General features: G+C 73.9%; 12 protein-coding genes. 4 read left to right on the forward strand and 8 right to left on the reverse strand.

From position 1 onward, the window contains the following. Positions 1-75 precede the first annotated feature (75 nt). Complete coding sequence (locus tag ACFV3E_RS20825) at positions 76-837, forward strand: MBL fold metallo-hydrolase (RefSeq protein ID WP_500535955.1); 762 nt, start codon at positions 76-78, stop codon at positions 835-837. Positions 838-903: 66 nt separating this feature from the next. On the opposite strand, the gene ACFV3E_RS20830 is transcribed toward ACFV3E_RS20825, so the two are convergent. Next, complete coding sequence (locus tag ACFV3E_RS20830) at positions 904-1,344, reverse strand: GNAT family N-acetyltransferase (protein ID WP_500535956.1); 441 nt, start codon at positions 1,342-1,344, stop codon at positions 904-906. A 133-nt stretch (positions 1,345-1,477) separates the two neighbouring features. On the opposite strand from ACFV3E_RS20830, the gene ACFV3E_RS20835 reads away from it, so the two are divergent. Further along, the gene (locus tag ACFV3E_RS20835) at positions 1,478-2,356 is read left to right on the forward strand and encodes a DMT family transporter (protein WP_500535957.1); all 879 of its coding nucleotides are present in this window, start codon (positions 1,478-1,480) and stop codon (positions 2,354-2,356) included. 44 nt (positions 2,357-2,400) lie between these two features. Here the strand turns inward: ACFV3E_RS20835 and poxB are convergent, their stop codons facing one another. Beyond that, positions 2,401-4,140: a ubiquinone-dependent pyruvate dehydrogenase gene (gene poxB, locus ACFV3E_RS20840; RefSeq protein WP_500535958.1), complete on the reverse strand. Its 1,740-nt coding sequence runs from the start codon at positions 4,138-4,140 to the stop codon at positions 2,401-2,403. Between the two features lie 271 nt (positions 4,141-4,411). Further along, on the reverse strand, positions 4,412-5,407 hold the full coding sequence (locus ACFV3E_RS20845; RefSeq protein ID WP_500328909.1) for a helix-turn-helix transcriptional regulator: 996 nt from the start codon (positions 5,405-5,407) through the stop codon (positions 4,412-4,414). Positions 5,408-5,576: 169 nt separating this feature from the next. Between ACFV3E_RS20845 and ACFV3E_RS20850 the strand changes: the two genes are divergently transcribed. Continuing rightward, positions 5,577-9,026, forward strand: coding sequence for a S8 family serine peptidase (locus ACFV3E_RS20850; protein WP_500535959.1), 3,450 nt, complete (start codon positions 5,577-5,579; stop codon positions 9,024-9,026). A 139-nt stretch (positions 9,027-9,165) separates the two neighbouring features. Here the strand turns inward: ACFV3E_RS20850 and ACFV3E_RS20855 are convergent, their stop codons facing one another. The 4 genes from ACFV3E_RS20855 to lepB all read right to left on the reverse strand — a co-directional run bounded on the left by ACFV3E_RS20855 (position 9,166) and on the right by lepB (position 14,121). Then, positions 9,166-10,650 (reverse strand): SpoIIE family protein phosphatase, encoded by a 1,485-nt coding sequence (locus tag ACFV3E_RS20855; protein WP_500535960.1) that lies wholly within the window; start codon positions 10,648-10,650, stop codon positions 9,166-9,168. Between the two features lie 59 nt (positions 10,651-10,709). Next, positions 10,710-11,972 carry a PP2C family protein-serine/threonine phosphatase gene (locus ACFV3E_RS20860; protein WP_500535961.1) on the reverse strand — a complete coding sequence of 421 codons (1,263 nt, stop codon included), beginning with the start codon at positions 11,970-11,972 and terminating at the stop codon, positions 10,710-10,712. Between the two features lie 481 nt (positions 11,973-12,453). Then, a complete protein-coding gene (locus ACFV3E_RS20865; protein WP_500535962.1) occupies positions 12,454-13,242 on the reverse strand; it encodes an IclR family transcriptional regulator in 789 nt (262 codons plus the stop codon). Between the two features lie 132 nt (positions 13,243-13,374). Then, positions 13,375-14,121 (reverse strand): signal peptidase I, encoded by a 747-nt coding sequence (lepB, locus tag ACFV3E_RS20870; protein WP_500535963.1) that lies wholly within the window; start codon positions 14,119-14,121, stop codon positions 13,375-13,377. 128 nt (positions 14,122-14,249) lie between these two features. Between lepB and ACFV3E_RS20875 the strand changes: the two genes are divergently transcribed. Next, positions 14,250-15,179: a hypothetical protein gene (locus ACFV3E_RS20875; protein ID WP_500535964.1), complete on the forward strand. Its 930-nt coding sequence runs from the start codon at positions 14,250-14,252 to the stop codon at positions 15,177-15,179. A 59-nt stretch (positions 15,180-15,238) separates the two neighbouring features. Here ACFV3E_RS20875 and ACFV3E_RS20880 read toward each other — a convergent pair. Further along, positions 15,239-17,917 (reverse strand): M4 family metallopeptidase (locus tag ACFV3E_RS20880; RefSeq protein ID WP_500535965.1); only part of this gene is annotated, 2,679 nt, incomplete at its 5' end.

A 17,917-nucleotide genomic window follows, 5' to 3' on the forward strand; every position in this document is an offset into this window, starting at 1 on the left:
TCTGCGGTCCCGCCCCTGCCCCACCTGTGGACCCCGCCTCCGGGCCGGCGTCCGGGGCGAGGACACTGGGACGGTATGACGCACTGGTACGAGCGACGCGACATCGAGGACGGAATCGTCCGCATCAGCGAGCCGCACGCCCACCAGATCGTGAGGGCCAACGTGTGGTGGCTGCGCGGCTCCGAACGCGACCTCGTCGTGGACGCCGGTCTCGGGGTGGTGCCCCTGCACCGGGAGCTTCCGGACGTCTTGGCGAGGGACCCGCTGCTGCTCCTCACCCACGCACACCTCGACCACGTCGGCGGCGCCGACGAGTTCCCCGAGCGCGTCGCCCACACCGCGGACGCCGCGGCTCTGGCGCGCGGCGTGCCGGCGAGCCTGTACGGGCCCGAACTCGCCGAACGGCTCGGCACCGAGGACGTGGGCGCGTCCTTCCCGGAGCTCCTCCTCGACGCCCTGCCCGGCCCCGGGTACGACCCCGGCAGCTACGGCATCGGCCCGGTGACCCTCACCCGCACCCTGAGCGGGGACGAGCGGATCGACCTCGGCGACCGCACCCTCACCGTCCTCCACCTGCCGGGGCACACGCCGGGGTCCGTCGCCCTCCTCGAGGAGCGGACGGGGGCGCTGTACTCCGGCGACGCCGTCTACGACGGCTACCTCGTCGACGACCTGCCCGAGTCCGACGTGCCGGCCTACCGGCGCACCGCGGCCTTCCTCGCCGACCTGGACGTCTCCGTCGTCCACCCCGGACACGGGCGGAGCTTCGGCCGTGACCGGCTGCGCGAGGTGGCGGAGCGCTACCTGCGCCGCAGCGCTCCCGCGGACCGCTCCTGACCGTGCTCTCGGGGGGTCAGCCCGGCGGATCGGACGCGGGCGCGGGTACGTGCGCGGGTACGGGCCTCAGGCCAGCCGCAGGGTGACGTAGGGGATGGTGTCCCCGGGCAGCACGTAGCGTTCGACCTCGACGAAGCCGCGCGCCTCCGCGAAACGCAGCCCCTCGGTGTTGGACGCCAGCACGACCGTCTCGACCGCCACCGCGCCCAACTCGCGCGCCCGGTCGATCCCCCGGGTGTAGAGCCGTATGCCGAAGCCCTGCCCCCGGTGGTCGGGCAGCACCCGGGCGATGACCGTGGCCGTGCCCTCCTCCCCGGTGGGCGGCCGCACGGTCGTGCAGCCCACGACGGCGTCACCGAGGTAGGCGACCTCCAGGTGGTTGCGCTGCGATCGCTCGCGCACGTCGTCGAGGGAGAGCGGGCCGGTGGGGATGATCGTGTTGTGGACGAACCGCCAGTCCTCGAGCATGGCGTCGCCATGGGGCCGTTCGATGCGAAGGGTCGACATCGCAGCAGGAAACCGGTGGACGGCGAGCGGCGTCAACCGCATTTGCCGGAGGCCGGAGGAGCTGCGACGCGTCGCGCGGCGCGGTGGGGGAGCGCAGCGGTTAGCGTGGGCCGGGATCCGGAGGAGAGCCCTGGTGCAGACCACCCTTGCCGTGTTGTTCGCGCTGCTCGCGGCCGTCAGCAACGCCCTGGCCACCGTGCTCCAGCGCTACGCGGCCCGCACGGTCCCGCTCTCGGTGGGGCTGCGTCCGGCCCTCATGGGCGAACTGCTGCGCAAGCCCGTGTGGCTCGCCGGATTCGGCGCGGTGATCGCGGCGGCCGCGTTCCAGGCCCTGGCCCTGCTGAACGGCGCGCTCTCGCTCGTCCAGCCTTTGTTCGTCCTGGAGTTGCCCTTCGCCCTGTTCATCGGCGGCCTGGTGCTGCGCCGCCGGCTTCCGCCGCGTGGCTGGGCCGCCGTCGCCGCCATGGTGGTGGGGCTGGGCGTGGGGCTGTGGGCCGCGTCACCGAGCGGCGGGGTGGACCGGCCGCGCACCGGCCTGTGGGCGATGGCGGTGCCGAGTTGTGCCGCCGCCGTGCTGGTGCTCGTCGGCACCGCCGTCCGGCGTCCCGAGGGCCGCGTGCGCGCCGCCTGCTTCGGCCTGTCGGCGGCCATCTGCTACGCGCTGACCGCCGGGCTCCTGAAGGACGCCACGCAGGTGTGGGCCACCGACGGGGCGGCCGCCTTCTTCACCGTGTGGCAGACCTACGGCTTCGCGCTGGTCGGGGTCGCGGCCGTCTTCCTCCTGGAGAACGCCATGCAGTCCGGGCCCCTGGTGGCCTCCCAGCCCGCGCTGACGCTGGGGGACGCGACCGTGAGCCTCGCGCTGGGCGTGACGGTGTTCGAGGAGCAGCTGCGGGGAGGCTGGTGGCTCCTGCCCATGCTGCTGGGGGCGCTGCTCGTGGTGGCGGGCGCGTTCGTCCTGGTCCGGGTCCCGCTCGTCCGCACGCTGGTGGCGCCGGACGCACCCCGCTGAGCGGCACCCGGCGGGCGTCCGCGGGGCCCGCCCCCGCCTCGCGTTCAGTCGAAGCCGAGATCCCGCAGATTGGTCTTCGCCAGCTCCACGATCTCGTCCGCCCGCCCCGACAGGATCGTGCGGGTCGCGAAGAGGGTGAACCCCTTGAGCTGGCCGTAGGTGATCTTCGGAGGCAGTGACAGCTCGTGGCGCGCGGTGCGCGCGTCGACCAGGGCGGGGCCGTCGTGGTCGAGCGCGGCCGAGAGCGCCTCGGCGAGCTGACCCGGCTGTTCGGCCCGGGCACCGAACAGCCCCGCCGCCCGGGCGACCTCGGCGTAGTCCGCCTCGCCCAGGTCGGTGCCGAAGTTGACGATGCCCGCGGCCTTCATCTCCAGCTCCACGAAGGAGAGCGCGGTGTTGTTGAAGACCACGATCTTGACGGGCAGCTTCAGCTGACGGAGTGTGAGCAGCTCCCCGAGGAGCATGCTCAGGCCGCCGTCCCCGCACAGGGCCACGACCTGGCGTCCCGGATGGGAGGCCTGGACGCCGATGGCGTGCGGCAGGGCGTTGGCCATCGTGCCGTGGTTGAACGAGCCGATCAGCCGCCGGTGGCCGTTCATCGTCAGGTAGCGGGCCGCCCACACCGTGGGGGTGCCGACGTCGGCGGTGAAGACGGCGTCCGGGGTCGTGAGCTTGTCGACGGTGGCGGCGACGTGCTGGGGGTGCATGGGGGAGTCCGAAGGGCCGGCCGCCGCGAGGTGGTCCAGCCGGCCGCGCACCTTCCGGTAGTGACCGGTCATCCGGTCGGCGAAGGACCGGTCGGCCCGGGGACGGAGCAACGGGAGCAGCGCGGCGGCGGTGTCCTTGACGGTGCCGACCAGCGGGACGTCGACGTCGGTGCGCCGCCCGATGTGCTCGCCGCGCACGTCGACCTGGACGACCGGCACGTCGGGGCCCGGGTAGAACTGGCGGTACGGGAAGTCGGTGCCGAGCATCAGCAGGGCGTCGCAGTGCTCCATCGCCCGGTAGCCGGAGCTGTAGCCGATCAGGCCGGTCAGCCCGACGTCGTACGGGTTGTCGTGCTCCAGGAACTCCTTGCCGCGCAGCGCGTGCACCATCGGCGCCTTCAGCGCGTCGGCCAGGGCCACCGCCTCGTCGTGCGCGTCGTGGCAGCCCGCGCCGCCGAGGATGGTGACCCGTTCGGCCCTGTTGAGGACCTCCGCGGCGCGGGCCAGGGCGGCGTCGTCCGGCCGTACGTGCGAGGAGGTCCCGACCACGGGCCGGGGCGGGACGGGCAGGTCGATGCCGGCCAGGAACAGCTCGCCCGGGATCACCAGCACCGCGACGCCCCTGCGCTCCAGCGCCGAGCGCATCGCGATGCGCAGCAGCCGCGGGACCTGCTCCGGCAGGCTCGCCATCTCGCGGTAGACGCTGCACTCGCGGAACAGCTCCTGTGGATGCGTCTCCTGGAAGTACTCGCCGCCGATCTCGGCCCGCGGGATGTGCGCGGCGATCGCCAGGACCGGCACACGGCTGCGCTGGGCGTCGAACAGCCCGTTGATGAGGTGCAGGTTGCCCGGTCCGCAACTGCCCGCCGCCACCGCGAGCCGCCCGGTGACCGCGGCCTCGCCCGCCGCGGCGAAGGCGGCGGTCTCCTCGTGCCGGACGTGGGCCCACGCGATGGTCCCGTTGCGGCGCAGGGCGTCGGTGAAGCCGTTCAGCGAGTCCCCCGGCAGGCCGTACACCTGCCGTACACCGGAGGACGCGAGAGCCGCGACCATGACATCTGCGACGGTGGTACCCAAGAGGACTCCCTGGCGGCTCGTCGGGGGAACGCCTGCGGTGCCCGCGGCACCCCGGACATTTTGTGACATCCCGTCCGGTCCGCGGGAGCGACACGGCGCTCGGAGGATCCGCACGTTCTCGCCGGGACGCGGCGCGGGAAGCGCCGGAGCGCGGCGCCGGAGCCGATGCCACGACGGTGTCGAGGCCGGGAGGCGGGGTGACGGCGCAGGCGACGGCGGCTGCCGCGGCCTTCCAAGGCCATGAGGCCCCGGGTCGTCGGCCGAAGCCCTGTCAGATCCACCCGCGGCGGGTGGCCTCCATGGCGATCTGGAAACGCGTCTGGGCGCCGAAGCGCTGCATGAGCCGGGTGACGTGGCGCTGGACGGTCCGTTCGCTCCAGCCCAGGGCGCGGCCGGCCGATTTGTCGGTGGCGCCCGCGGCGAGCAGCGTCAGCAGTTTCGCCTCCTCGGCGGACAGCCCGTCCGGCGCCGGCTCCAGCCGTCCCGGGGAGGCGCCGTTCGCCGGGAGGCGTACCTGCACCGCGCGCTCCCACACCGCCTCGAAGAGGGCGATCAGCGCGTCGAGCAGGGGGGAGGGGTGGATCAGGTAGGACGCCGTCACCGCGTCGTCGCCGGGGCGCAGCAGGGGGATGATGGCCAGCCGGTCGTCGGAGATGGCCAGCTTCATCGGCAGGCCGGCCGCGACCCGGGCCTGCTCGCCGTGCCGGACGCCGACGGTGACGTCCGCGAGCCAGCCGGGCAGGGCGAGCACGGTGCTGTCGTAGATGACGCGGTAGGCGACGCCGCGCTTGAGCAGTTCGAGCTCGATCGGGTTGGGCTCGGTGTGCTCCTCGACCGAGGCGTACGGCGGCCGGTCGAAGCCCCGGACCTGCGTGCGCGTGCTCTGCTGGAGTTGCGCCCAGCGGCGGTTGACGTCGTCGCGCCCCGAGACGACCTCGACCAGCTCCCCGGGGTTCACGAAGCGCGTGCCCGCGCGGTACAGGTCCATCAGGCCGGAGACATGGGAGCGCACGTCGTTCAACGCCCGTTCCCTGTCGCGCAGTACGGCTTCCAGGGCGCTGTCCGGCGAGACCGCGGCGTAGGTGACGGGGCGTCCGGTCGAGCGCACGGCGAGGCCCAGGGAGACCAGCGACCGCACGCTGCGCCGCGTCGCGGGAGCCGGCAGCCGGCAGTCGTGGGCCAGGTCGGCGACCGTGGCGTGCACCCGGCGCACGAGGGACTCGTACACCGATTCGTCCTGCCGGCTCAGGCCGATGGATTCGAGCATGGTCCGCGGTCCGCCTTCGCGCTCTCTTCATGTGTCGTACTCCCGTCACCTGACGGGAAGTCGCCCCGCGATCATCTTGTCAGCCCGGTGAACCGGATGTCAGCGTTCCCCGCGGTACGTCGACATTCGGGTTCGAGGACGTGGACACACGTCGCACGAAGGAGCGCTCATGCCGCTGCCCGCCCGCCCCTCGCTCCGACAACGGCGCCACCGCGCCTGGTTGCCGGCCCTCGGGTTGTGCACGCTGCTGCTCACGGCGCTCCCGGCCGCGGCACAGGAGAACGGTCCGGCGGCGCCGGGCCCGGTGAAGGCCGGCCGGGAGAAGATCGACCCCACGCTGCTGCGCAGGATGGACGCCGTCCGGGCACGGGGTGACGGACGCGTCGAGGCGGCCGTGGTGCTGCGCGACCGCGCCGGACTGCCCGGGCAGGGCGCGGACCCGGGCGCGGTGCGGGACGAACTCACGCGCAGCGCGCGGTCCGTGCAGTCCCCGGTCGTGGACCTCGTGCGGTCGCGCGGCGACCAGGTGCTCAACACCTTCTGGCTGAAGAACATGGTCCTGGTGAAGGTCACTCCGCAGACCCTCCAGGAGCTCGCCTCCCTCGCCCCGGTCGACCACATCATCCCCAACTTCACCCTCCAGGCGCCCCCCGCCGAGCCGGACGAGGGCGCCAGGGCGACCCGCGCGGCGGCCGCCGCGCCGAGCACCTGGGGCCTGACGAAGATCGGTGTGGACAGGGTGCGCGCCGAGCAGGGGCCCACCGGCGAGGGCGTGCGCGTCGCCGTCCTGGACACCGGCGTCGACATCGCCCACCCCGACCTCGCCGGGAAGCTCACCACCGACGACGCCAAGGACCCCGCCCATCCGGGCGGCTGGCTGGAGTTCAGCGGGACCGGTGAGCCCGTCGCCTCCCTCCCGCACGACAGCAGCTTCCACGGCACCCACGTCGCCGGCACCATCGCGGGCGGCGACGCCTCGGGCACCGCGATCGGCGTCGCACCGGGCGCCGACCTCATGGCCGGGCTCATCATCCCCGGCGGCTCGGGCACGCTCGCCCAGGTCATCGCGGGCATGGAGTGGGCGATCGCCCCGTATGACGCCCAGGGCAAGCCCGCCGGTGAACCCGCCGACGTGGTCAGCATGTCCCTCGGTGCCGAGGGCTACGCGGACGAACTGATCGAGCCCACCCGGAACATCTACCGCGCCGGCGTGTTCCCGTCCTTCGCCATCGGCAACCAGTGCGTCAGCGGCTCCGCCAGCCCCGGGAACGTGTACGAGGCCGTGTCCGTCGGCGCCACCGACGACGCCGACGACGTGGCCGACTTCTCCTGCGGCGAGGTCGTCGACCGCAGCGACTGGATCGACGCGCCCGCCGAATGGCCGCAGTCGTACGTGGTGCCCGACGTCTCCGCCCCCGGCGTCGACGTCCTGTCCACCCTGCCGGGCGGCGAGTACGGGCTGCTCAGCGGTACCTCCATGGCCACGCCGCACGTGTCCGGCACGGTCGCGCTGATGCTCCAGGCCCGCCCCGACCTCACCGTCGACGACGCCCTCGCCATCCTCACCGGTACCTCCTTCTTCGACCAGCGCTACGGCGCGCGCCCCAACCCGCGCTACGGCTGGGGCCGCATCGACGCCTACGCCGCGGTGAAGGAGGCCGCGCTGCGCAGCGGCGTGCGCGGCACGGTCAAGGACGCCAGGACCGGCCGTCCGCTGGCGGGTGTCACCGTCGCCCGCACCGACACCGGACGCACCGTCACCACCGGCGCCGACGGCCGCTTCGAGCTGCGCCTCGCCGCCGGTACGCACGAACTGCGGCTCACCCGCTTCGGCTACGTGCCGCAGGAGCTCACCGCGCGGGTGCGGGCCGACCGCTACACCGACGTCTCCCCGCGGCTCGACCCGACCCGCCGCGGGGTGATCACCGGCCGGGTCACCTTCGGACCGACGGGCTCCACGGTGCCCGGGGCGACGGTCACCGTCCTCGACGTCCCCGACCCGCTGAAGGCGACGACCGACCGCGAGGGCCGCTACACCATCCGCGACGTCCCCGTCGGCGCCTACGAGGTGTCCGCGAACGCGCCGGGGATCTCCCGCTCCAAGCCCGTACGGGTCGTCGTCCGCGGATCGGGTCCTGCCGCCCGCGCCGCCGTGCAACTGCCCCGGCCGTCCGCGACCGAACGCGTGTCGCTGACCTCCGAGGGCAAGCAGGGCAACCACGAGGCGTGGTGGCCCAAGCTGAGCGCCGACGGCTCCGCGGTGGCCTTCGCCAGCCCGGCCTCCAACTTCGCCCCCGGCGACACCAACGGCGAACTCGACGTCTTCGTCACCGACCTCCACACCGGGGAGACCGAGCGCGTGTCGGTCGCCTCCGACGGCGCCCAGGCTGACAGCTTCTCCCTGACGCCCACGCTCAGCGCCGACGCGCGCTGGGTCGGCTTCAACAGCGGCGCCACCAACCTCGTGCCCGGCGACACCAACCAGCAGACCAACGGCTTCGTGCACGACCGCAGGACCGGCACCACGGAACGCGTGTCCGTCGCCTCCGACGGCACCCAGGGCAACGGCCTGTCCTCCGCCCCCGCCCTCAGCGCCGACGGACGCTACGCGGTGTTCAACAGCGACGCCGACAACCTGGTGCCCGGCGACACCAACAACACCACCGACGTCTTCGTCCGCGACCGGCAGACGGGTACCACCAGCCGGATCTCGCAGGCCCCCGGCGGCGCGCCCGGCGACGCCGCCTCCAGGGAGCAGTCGGTCAGCGCCGACGGACGCTACGTCGCCTTCCAGAGCGCCGCGGGCAACCTGGTGCCCGGCGACACCGACGGCGAGCTCGACGTCTTCGTCCGCGACACGCAGACCGGCACCACCACCCTGGTGCCCGGTCCGCGGCCCGGCGAGAACACCGGTCCCGTCATCAGCGCCGACGGCCGGGTCGTCGCCTTCATGAACAACTGGCAGCTCTTCACCCACGACCTGCGGACCGGCACCTCCGAGCAGGTCTCCGTGAACTCCGCCGGGGCCACGGCCGACGACTGGGCCTTCGCGCCCGCGCTGAGCGACGACGGCAGCAAGGTCGCCTTCTACAGCTACGCGACCAACCTCGGCTCCGGCGACACCAACCGGCAGACGGACATCTTCGTCCGCGACCGTACGGCCGGCACGACCGAGCGCGTGTCCACCGCCCTGGAGGGGGCGGAGGCCGACGGCGGGTCCGACCTCCCCTCCCTCAGCGGGGACGGGCGGTACGTGGCCTTCGAGAGCGCCGCGACGAACCTCGTCGCCGACGACACCAACCGCCGGTACGACGTCTTCGTCCACGACCGGGTCGCGGGCCCGGAACCGGTCTTCGCGCTGAGCGGGCTGTCCGTGACCCCGCACGGCGCCCGGCCCGGCAAGGCGGTGCACGTCTCCGCCCGCGTCAAGAACGTCGGCGAGCGGACGGGTGACTACGAGGCCGTGCTCCTGGTCGGGGACGCGGTCGAGCAGCGCAGCACGGTCCGTGTCCGGGCCGGGCACGACGTCCGCGTCGACTTCACCGTGCGCCGTGGCACGGCCGGCACCTACAGCGTCCGGCTCGGCGCGCTGACGGGGGAGTTCACCGTACGGAAGTGATCCCTGCGAGCGGCTGACACGACGATCCCGCGCCCGGGCTCCCCGGGCGCGGGACCGCCGCGTTCGTCGTTCCGTGTTCCTCATTCCTCGTTCCGGCGGCGTTCCGGCGGCCGTTCCGTGCCGCGACGGTGATGACGGCTCAGCAGGGCTGTTTGGCCCAGATGGTCTTGCCCTCCTGGGTGTGGCGGCAGCCCCAGCGCTGGGTGAGCTGGGCGACGATGAACAGTCCGCGGCCGCTCTCGTCGAGGGTGCGGGCCCGCCGCAGGTGCGGCGTGGTGCTGCTGCTGTCGGAGACTTCGCAGGTCAGGCCGTCGTCGTGGCGGATGAGACGGAGCCGGACCGGCGGAAGGGCGTGACGGATGGCATTGGTGACGAGTTCGCTGACGATGAGTTCCGTCGTCGGTGTGGCGTCCGGAAGCCCCCAGGCGGCCAGCTTCCCCGCCACGTGCTTGCGCGCGTGGGAGACGGCGGCGGGGTCGGCCGTCAGGTCCCAGGTGGCGACGGCGCAGCTGTCGAAGGTGCGGGTACGGGCGGCGAGGACGGCGGTGCAGGGCCGGTCGGCCTCGGGCAGGGCGCGCAGGACGGAGCGGCACACTGCGTCGAGGGTGGGGTCTTCCTGCCGGACGCTGGTGAGGGTGCGCAGCAGTTCCTCGGTGGCCGGCCCGCCGAGGCGGGTGTCGGTGTGCACCAGCAGGAGACTGCCGGCGGGCAGGTCCAGCTCGGTGGCCTCGGAGGACGGCCGTGCCTTCCCCAGCGGCCGGGACGGCGGGAGCGCGACCGTCGTGACCGCGCCGTCGGGAGTGAGGACGACCGGCGCGGGGTGTCCGGCACCGGCGAGCGAACACCGGCCGGACACGGGGTCGTAGACCGCGTACAGGCAGGCGGCACTGACGCCCGTGCCCGCGGGGCGCAGCCGGCCGAGCACGTCGTCGAGATGGGTGAGCAACTCGTCCGGCTGGAGGTCGATGTCGGCCAGCGTGCGCACCGCCGCCCGCAGTTCGGCGGCCGCCTCGCCCGCCGCCGACCCGTCCTCGGCGCAGACCGAGCCGGCCACGAGGGCGACCCGGGCGCCGGGCAGCGGGATGGCGTCGAGCCAGTGGGCACTGGGCCCGGAATGGTCGCAGGCGGGCAGGCAGCGGCCGACGACCTCCACCGCCGCCGACCGCGGCAGGGACGTGACCGGAAGGCCGTCGGGGGGCGCCGGGGCGGTCTCGCTCCCGTTGTGCGAGGGTTCCGCCGACGCCGTGACGGCGGGTTCCGCGGAGAAGCACGACCCCGCGGCCGTGCACTGCCGGCGCTGCAGCCACAGGCGGACCCGGCACAGGACGAGGCTGAGGGCGAAGGACAGCGCGGCCGCCAGGATGACCACGGTCCGGCCGCCCACCGACACCCCGTGGATCGCGAAGCCGTAGATCACCACGCTCGCGGCGAGCGTGGCGGCGCCGATGACGAAGGTGCGCCTGACGGGCAGCAGGGAGGCGGCCACGAGGGGCACGAACGCCGAGTACTCCGACCATCGGACCAGGCCGCCCGAGGACGCCTCCAGCTGGACCGCGCAGATGGCCCCGAGGTAGCCGAGGAGCAGCAGGGGGCCGATGCCCCACGCGAACCGGAGCGCGGCCATGCTCGCCAGCACCCTGCCGTGACCGGTGTGTCCGTTCGCGCGCACCGTCCGCCCGCCGTTCACGGGGTGGCCTCCGCCGGATGGGGCGACCGGGGGGCGGGCGGAGCCTGGCCGGCGCCCGGCACGGACGGGCGCTGCACCGCCACCATCGCGAGGTCGTCGTCGAGGTGCCGCCCGGTGTGGGCGTCCAGGTCCTCGCCGACGTTCCGCAGCAGTTCGTCCGGCGCCTCCCAGCTCCAGGTGCCGGCCCGTTCGTGGAACGGGTAGAAGCCGCCAGAGGCGTCCCGGGCCTCCATGGCACCGTCGGTGTACAGCAGGAGGGTGTCACCGGCGCCGAACGCGAAGGTGTCGAGGTGGTAGTCGTCCGGGGCGTCGCCCGCCAGCCCGAAGGGCGGTGCGGGCCGGTGCGCCTCCAAGGTGGTGACCCGGCCGCAGTGCCGCACCAGCGGCGGCGGGTGCCCGCAGCTGACGACCCGTACGACGTCGGTGTCGTCGGGCACCTCCACCAGGAGGGCGGTGACGAAGCGCTCACCGGCCTCGGGGTCGGCCTCGGTGAGCTGGGCCAGATGCCTTTCGACGCTGAGTTCCAGCGAGGCCGCCAGCCCGGGCAGGGTCTCGTGGTGGTGGGCGGCCTCGCGGAACGCGCAGAGGAGGACGGACGCGTCCTCCACGGCCGGCAGCCCCTTGCCGCGGACGTCGCCGATCAGGAACCTCGTCGTCCCGCCGGTGCGGGCGGCGCCGAACAGGTCCCCGCCCACCAGGGCGTGCGCGGCGGCCGCACGGTAGACGGAGGCGACCCGCAGCGGGCCCATGCGTGGCGGGATCGGCCGCAGCAGCACCCGCTGGGCCGCCTCGGACACCGCCCGCACCTCGTTGAGTTCCCTCAGGTCGCGGTCGTGCAGCGTGCGCGCGGCGATGACGAAGCCGGAGACCGCCAGCAGCGCACCGATGTGGATGGGCAGGACCGTCGAGTGCAGCAGCCCGTCATGGCGGTCGACGACCAGCATCGCGGCGCTGGCGACGAGGGCCACGAACGCGGTGAACCGGGCGCGTGCGAACGCGGCCGTGGAGGTGGGGGCGGCCACCAGCAGTGGGGACAGGTGGATGGCCACGGGGGCGAGGGACCCGGCCAGGGTGATCGCCGCGATCAGCCCGGCCGGCAGGGACACCTGGGTGTGGATGCCCGGCTTCGGGACGCGCTCGCCGGCCCGGCCGGTGCGCCCGAGGTGCCTCCCCCGTCCGCCGGCGAGGCGCGCTCCGGACGGGCGGATGCGGGGCCCTGCCTGCGCTGTTGTCGGGACGGGGGAAGAGAAGAGATTCATGGGGGGTCCTGCGGGTGGTTCGTACGCCGTGCGCGGACGGGACGCGTGCGGTGCGCCTGCGCCTTCCGGCACGGTGGGAACGCGTGGCCGCGTCCCTGCGGACGGACGGGACGTCACCCGGCCCGGTGGGGATCCGGCCGGTCGGCCGGGACGGTCAAGGGCGGCCTGCGGGCTGCGCGGGGGCCTGGGACACGGCCGCCCGGGCGGGGCCGTACGGGGCGGGCGGTAACACCGGCAGCAGCCGGTCCGTGACAGGGCATCCGGCACCGCCGGGTGCCGGGGGCGCGTGAACGGCGCCGGCACCGGCTGCGTCCGGGCACCGCCAGGCCCGCGGACTCGTCTGGATCATGGCTCCACCGTCCTCACTTTGCCGCATCGTGGAAGCCATTGCCGCAATGCGGTATCCACTGTGCGACCCGCATGGGACATCGTCAAGGCAACCGGGTCGGCGCCGGGACGCGGCGGGTGCGGCCCGCGTGCGCTAGCCGTCGTTGCCCCGCCACATCCGCCCCTCGGCGATGGCCGACGCGCAGTCGATCGCCTGGACCGCGAGGTCCTTGGCCCGGGCAGAGGTGAGGCGGTGCGAGGGTCCCCCGAGGCTCACCGCGGCGATCACCCGGCCGTCGCTGGAGCGGACCGGGACGGCCAGTGAGTTCAGGCCGGGCTCGAGCTCCTCCTCGGAGAACGCCCAGCCCTGCTCCCTGACCTCCTCGAGCTGCCCCCGCAGGACCGCCGGGTCCACCACGGTCCGCGGGGTACGGGCCGTCAGGCCCTGGTCCAGGACGAGGGCGAGGACCTCCGCGTCGAAGGCCATGAAGACCTTGCCCGCCGCGCTGGGCTGCAGGGGCATGACCTGGCCGACGTGGCCCCGGTAGACGATCGAGTGCGTCGACTGCGCCCAGATCACGGTGACGCGCCTGCCGCCCTGCCGGACCTGCAGGCCGCAGCACTCGCCGCACCGGTCCCGCAGGGCCGTCACCAGGGGTCTGGCCGTGGCGATCAGGTCCGAGGCGGCGGTGGCCGCGGCCGACCAGGCGATCACCCGCAGACCGATGCTGTAAACGGTCCCCTCGCGCTGGAGGAGGTTCTCCCGGACGAGCGTGCGCAGGATGCGCGCGACGGTGGAGGACGGCAGCCCGGTCCTGCGGACGATCTCCGACGCCTGGAGGCGAGGGGTGGTCGCGGAGAAGCAGTCCAGGATCTCGGCGGACTTCCGGACCACCTGCACGGAGCCGTTCGCCGCCCCGTTGCGATCGCGATCAGCGCTCATGGGCGCATCGCCTTCTCTCGTCCTCGCATGGCGGGAAGCGGTCCCGCATCGTGGCACCTCCCTACTGTCGGTGCCGTGCCGCGAGGGGTCAAGCAAGGCGGGCCTTGCCGTGCGGGGCCGGGCCGCCGCAGGTCAGGACCGGTCGAAGGTCGCGGGCACCGGCAGCGTGGACCACCGTGGCACCGGCCAGGCGACGACGAAGGCGCGGCCGACCACGTCGTCCAGGGGCACGAAGCCCCCTCCGGGTTCGTTCACATGGGCGCGTGAGTCCCACGAGGCGTCGCGGTGGTCGCCCATCACCCACAGGTGGTCCTCGGGGACCGTGACCTTTCCGACCGGGAGGTCGTCGCACGGCGTGGCGCCGGGGTAGACGTACGGCTCGTCCAGCGGCTTCCCGTTCACCGTGACCGGCTTGCCTCGCTCGCACTCCACGGTGTCTCCGCCGACCGCGATCACGCGCTTGATGAGGTCCCGCTCGTCGGAGGAGGGCGCCAGTCCGATGGACGCGAACGCCTTCGTGATCACGTTGCCGCTGCTCTGCTGCGGCTGGCCGTCCAGCCAGCCACCGGGATCGCGGAAGACGACCACCTCGCCGCGCTGCGGGGTCGCCCCGAACCACGGCGTGAGCTTGTCTACCAGGACCCGGTCGCCCACCTGCAGGGTGTTCTGCATGGAACCCGAGGGGATGGAGAAGGCCTGCACGAAGAAGGTCTTGATCCCCAGGGCCATGACCAGCGCCACGACGACGAGGATCGGCAGCTCCTGCCACCAGGGACGCTGCGCCCGGACCCATCGGGGCCGCCTCCGGCGGGCCGGCACCTCCGGTGCGCCCTCGCCGGTGCCGCGGAAACCCGTCCGGCCGTCCTCCCCAGCGGTCATGCCTGCTCCTTCACGGTGTCGGTACGACGGGCGCGGTGCGTGCCCGTACACCTGAACGATCAGGAGTTCCCGCCTCACCCTCCCGCGGGCGGGGAACCGGGACACCTGCCCGCGCGTGGTGAAAGGACATGATCGGGAAGAGCGACGCGACGACCGCTGTGGCGGCACATCTGGCGGCGGTCTGGTGCGTGGGCTGCGCCCTGACCGCCGTCCAGTTCCAGGCGGTGCTCTTCGCGCTGTTCCTCGGCAGGCCGGCGGTCCTGGCGGTCGTGCTCGCCTGCGGGGCGGCCCTGGCGGCGGCGTTGCTCGCGGGCCTGGGCAGGGCCGCCCGGAGCGTCGTGCCGCTCACCCGCCGGGCGGCGGGGCTGTGGGCCTGGACGGCCGGGGTGTACGCGTCCGGCACCGCCGGTGCGTTCGCCGTGGCGGTGGTGCTCCACCAGGTCGACCACCTGGCGGACTGGGGCGTGCTGTTCACCGCCGGAGGGACCTGTCACGCGCTTGCCGCCGCCTTCCTCCTGCCCGGCGCCAGGGCCCGGCTCACCGCTCTCGCCGCGGCCGCCGTCCTCGCGGTGGGCGGGGCGTACGCCGCCTGGGACGCCGCACGCCCGCCCACCCTCGACGCATGGCTGAGCGCCAACGGCGTGGACCGCGCCCTGCTGCGCGTCGGCGACCCGCCGCCCGGTTACACGCTGCACGTCGGGGGCGCGAGCGCCGACGGTTTCGGCGCCCGCTACGAGAGCACCGGCTCCCCGGCCCTGGGCATCCATGTCGAACGCGCCGGACACGACACACGGCGCGTCGACGCGCGCGGCTGCCCCGTCCCGTTCGGCCAGGAGATCCACTGCCGCGACGACGGGGGCGGCCGCCTGCTGATCGTCCACGGCGGCGACCACCCCACCCGCGAACTGCGGCTGCCTCGCGACGGACTGGTCCACACCGTGAGCCTGGACGGATGCGGCGAGGCCGGGCTGCCCGCGGCCCGCCTGGTCCTGTCGACGCTCCGGCCGGCGACGCGCGCCGAACTCGCCGCTCTGGTGGAACTGCCGATGCCGCACTGACGGGGCCCGTTCCCGGTGGGCCGGGGCCGGCGTGCGTCCCCGGCCCACCGGACGTACCGTCAGCGGCATTCGCCCGCCGGGCGGTCGCGGGTCACCAGGTCGAAGGACGTGGTGGTCGTGTCCAGCCACAGCACCCGGCCGCCGGTGGCGGCCACCGCGTGCGTCTGCCGGCCCGGGGAGCACGAGACGCGGCCCAGCGGCGCGCCCTTGGCCGTGTACTGGTAGAGCTTCGTGTCCAGGTACGGCAGGCCCGTCGGGGACATCGGGTCGACCGTGAGCGTGACGGCCGTGTCCGACGCGGTCAGGGTCCAGGCCCCGATGGTCGCGGACGAGGTCGCGGGGATGACGTCCGTGGTGCCCGTGGCGTCGAGGCCGCTCCTGCGCAGGGCCGACTGCCCCTCGTCGAAGGGGTCCTCGTCGGCGAGCCAGTACACGCCGGAGGAGGTCGCCACGGGCGGGCTGGTCCACACCGCGCGGCCCGGGGTGCCGAGGGCGGTCCTGCCCGTCCGCGTGTCGTAGACGTCGACGACGGCGCGCCGGTGGCCGGGGTCGTCGCCCCACCAGCCGCTGACGGTGTACGCGATGCGCCCGTCCTTCACGGAGGGCGACTCGGCCCGGACGTCCGCGTCGCCTGCGGTGGCGTCGGGACGGTTCAGCGGGACGGTGCGCGGGGCGGGGTCGGAATCCTTGAGGTAGCGGAGGGTGGTGCGGCCCTGGTCGTCGTTCTCGTACCAGGCGACCGTGTCGCCGTCCATGCTCAGGCTGCCGATCGAGGCGGAGGCGGTGCTGTAGAGCCGCTTCGCCGGGCCGCCGGTCACGGGGGCGGACATGAGGTCGTAGGTGTCGCCGACGGCGAGCCACACCACGCGCTTGCCGTCGGTGACCGGGCTGAGGTGGTAGCGGCCGTCGTCCGGCGAGATCCGGCGGGGCTTGCCCTTGCCGTCGGTGCGGCCGGTCCACACGGCGTACGGGGCCGCGCTGTCGGCGCTGGAGCGGGGGACCGCCCACCAGCCGCCGCCCGTGGCGGGGCCGATGTCGTTGGCGACACCGGTCTCCAGGGTGCCGAGCCGCCCGAGCAGGACATCGCTGTCGAGGCCGAGGTTCTGCTCCCAGCCGGGGACGATGCCGTGGGCGTCGAAGGCCTTCTTCACCTTGGCCAGGCGGTCGCCCTTGACGTGCAGCGACTTGGCGGCGGCGATGACGGCGTCACGGCCCTCGGTGAAGCCGTCGAGGGGGGTGATGTAGGAGGTGAGGGCCTTGTAGACGATGCTGTCGGCGAGTTCGCCGCCGAGGCTCTCGCGGATGTCCCACAGCGCGCCGCCGAAGATGTGCGAGTTCAGGTGCACACCTCCCTGGTCGTTGCGCGAGCCGAGCGGCATGCTGATGAAGTCCCCGGTGCCCGCGCCGTCGTTGAGGTCGCGGAAGGCGCACTCCTTCGGCGTCAGCGTGCGGCACAGGTCGCCGCCGATCAGACCGGCCTCCGGGTCGTCCATGCGCGTGCGGCTGACGGTGACGTCGATGGCGTTGCCGAGGTAGTCGGCGATGGCCTCGTTCATGGCGCCGGACTGGCCGGCGTAGACGAGGTCGGCGGTGTGCTCGACGACGCCGTGCGTCATCTCGTGGCCGACGACGTCCAGGTCGGAGGCGAGGGAGCGGTACTCGTCGTCACCGGTGCCGTACACCATCTTGCTGCCGTCCCAGAAGGCGTTCACCCAGGGGTAGCCGAGTTCGGCGGTGACGCCGACGAGGGAGTTGATGGCCATGCCCTCGTCGTCGAGGCTGTCGCGCCCGAAGGTGCCGCGGTAGAACTCGTACACCTTCCCGGCCGCCCAGTGGGCGTCCACCGCCCCGCTGTCGGTCATCTCCTGCGGCGCCTTCGTGGTCGGCATCGCGAACGGGACCACGCCTTCCGGCCACCCGCCGTCGAGGTCCATCCACCACAGGCTGGAGGCGTCCCAGGTCTGGATGACGTTGTGGGTCTTGCTGTCGGCCATGTGCGCGGTGTCGCGCAGCAGGTACTGACCGGTGGCGGCGTCCTTGGTGAGGTTCAGCGGCACGGTGGTGCCGTTCAGCAGGATGCCGCTGCCGGTGACGCCCGCCGGCGCGGTCGCGGGAGCGGTGGATGTCGCGGCTCTCGTCGAAGTGCCGTTCCCTGCCGCACCGGTGGCGGGTGCCGCGGCCGTGAGGGTGCGCAGCGCGCCGGCCTCGAAGCGGAGGACGCCGGTGGCGGCGTCGACGTAGACCTCCTGGACCACGGGTGCGCCGGTGGCCGGGTCGGTGCCGCGCACGGTGACGTGGCGGGTGAGCACGCCCTTGCCGGTGGGGAGCACGGTCAGCCCGCGGTCGGTGCCGGTCAGACCGGCCGTGGCCGCGGACCGGGACGGTGCGGCCCCGCCGCCGGTCGCGCGCGGCCCGCGGGCGAGGGAGTCCTCCACCTGACGCACGGCACGCTGCACGGCGTTGGGGGCGGGGAGGGTGGGGCGTGTGGTGTCGAGGTCGAGGGCGGTGAAGTAGGAGCCGGAGGTGCCGGTGACGGTGCGTTTGCCGTTCTTGTGGTTCATGCGGACGACGTACTGGGCGCCCAGGACGGGGATGCCGCGGTACTTCTGGCCCAGGCGGACGGTCTCGGTGCCGTCGGCGTCGGTGGTGACGGCGTCGGTGGTCAGGTCGCGGTCGGGGGCGGGGATGCGGTAGCGGTCCCGGTGGCCGGCCAGGTGGGTGCGGGCGGCGGTGGCGGC

It is taken from the genome of Streptomyces sp. NPDC059718, from assembly GCF_042733315.1.
GTDB lineage: Bacteria > Actinomycetota > Actinomycetes > Streptomycetales > Streptomycetaceae > Actinacidiphila.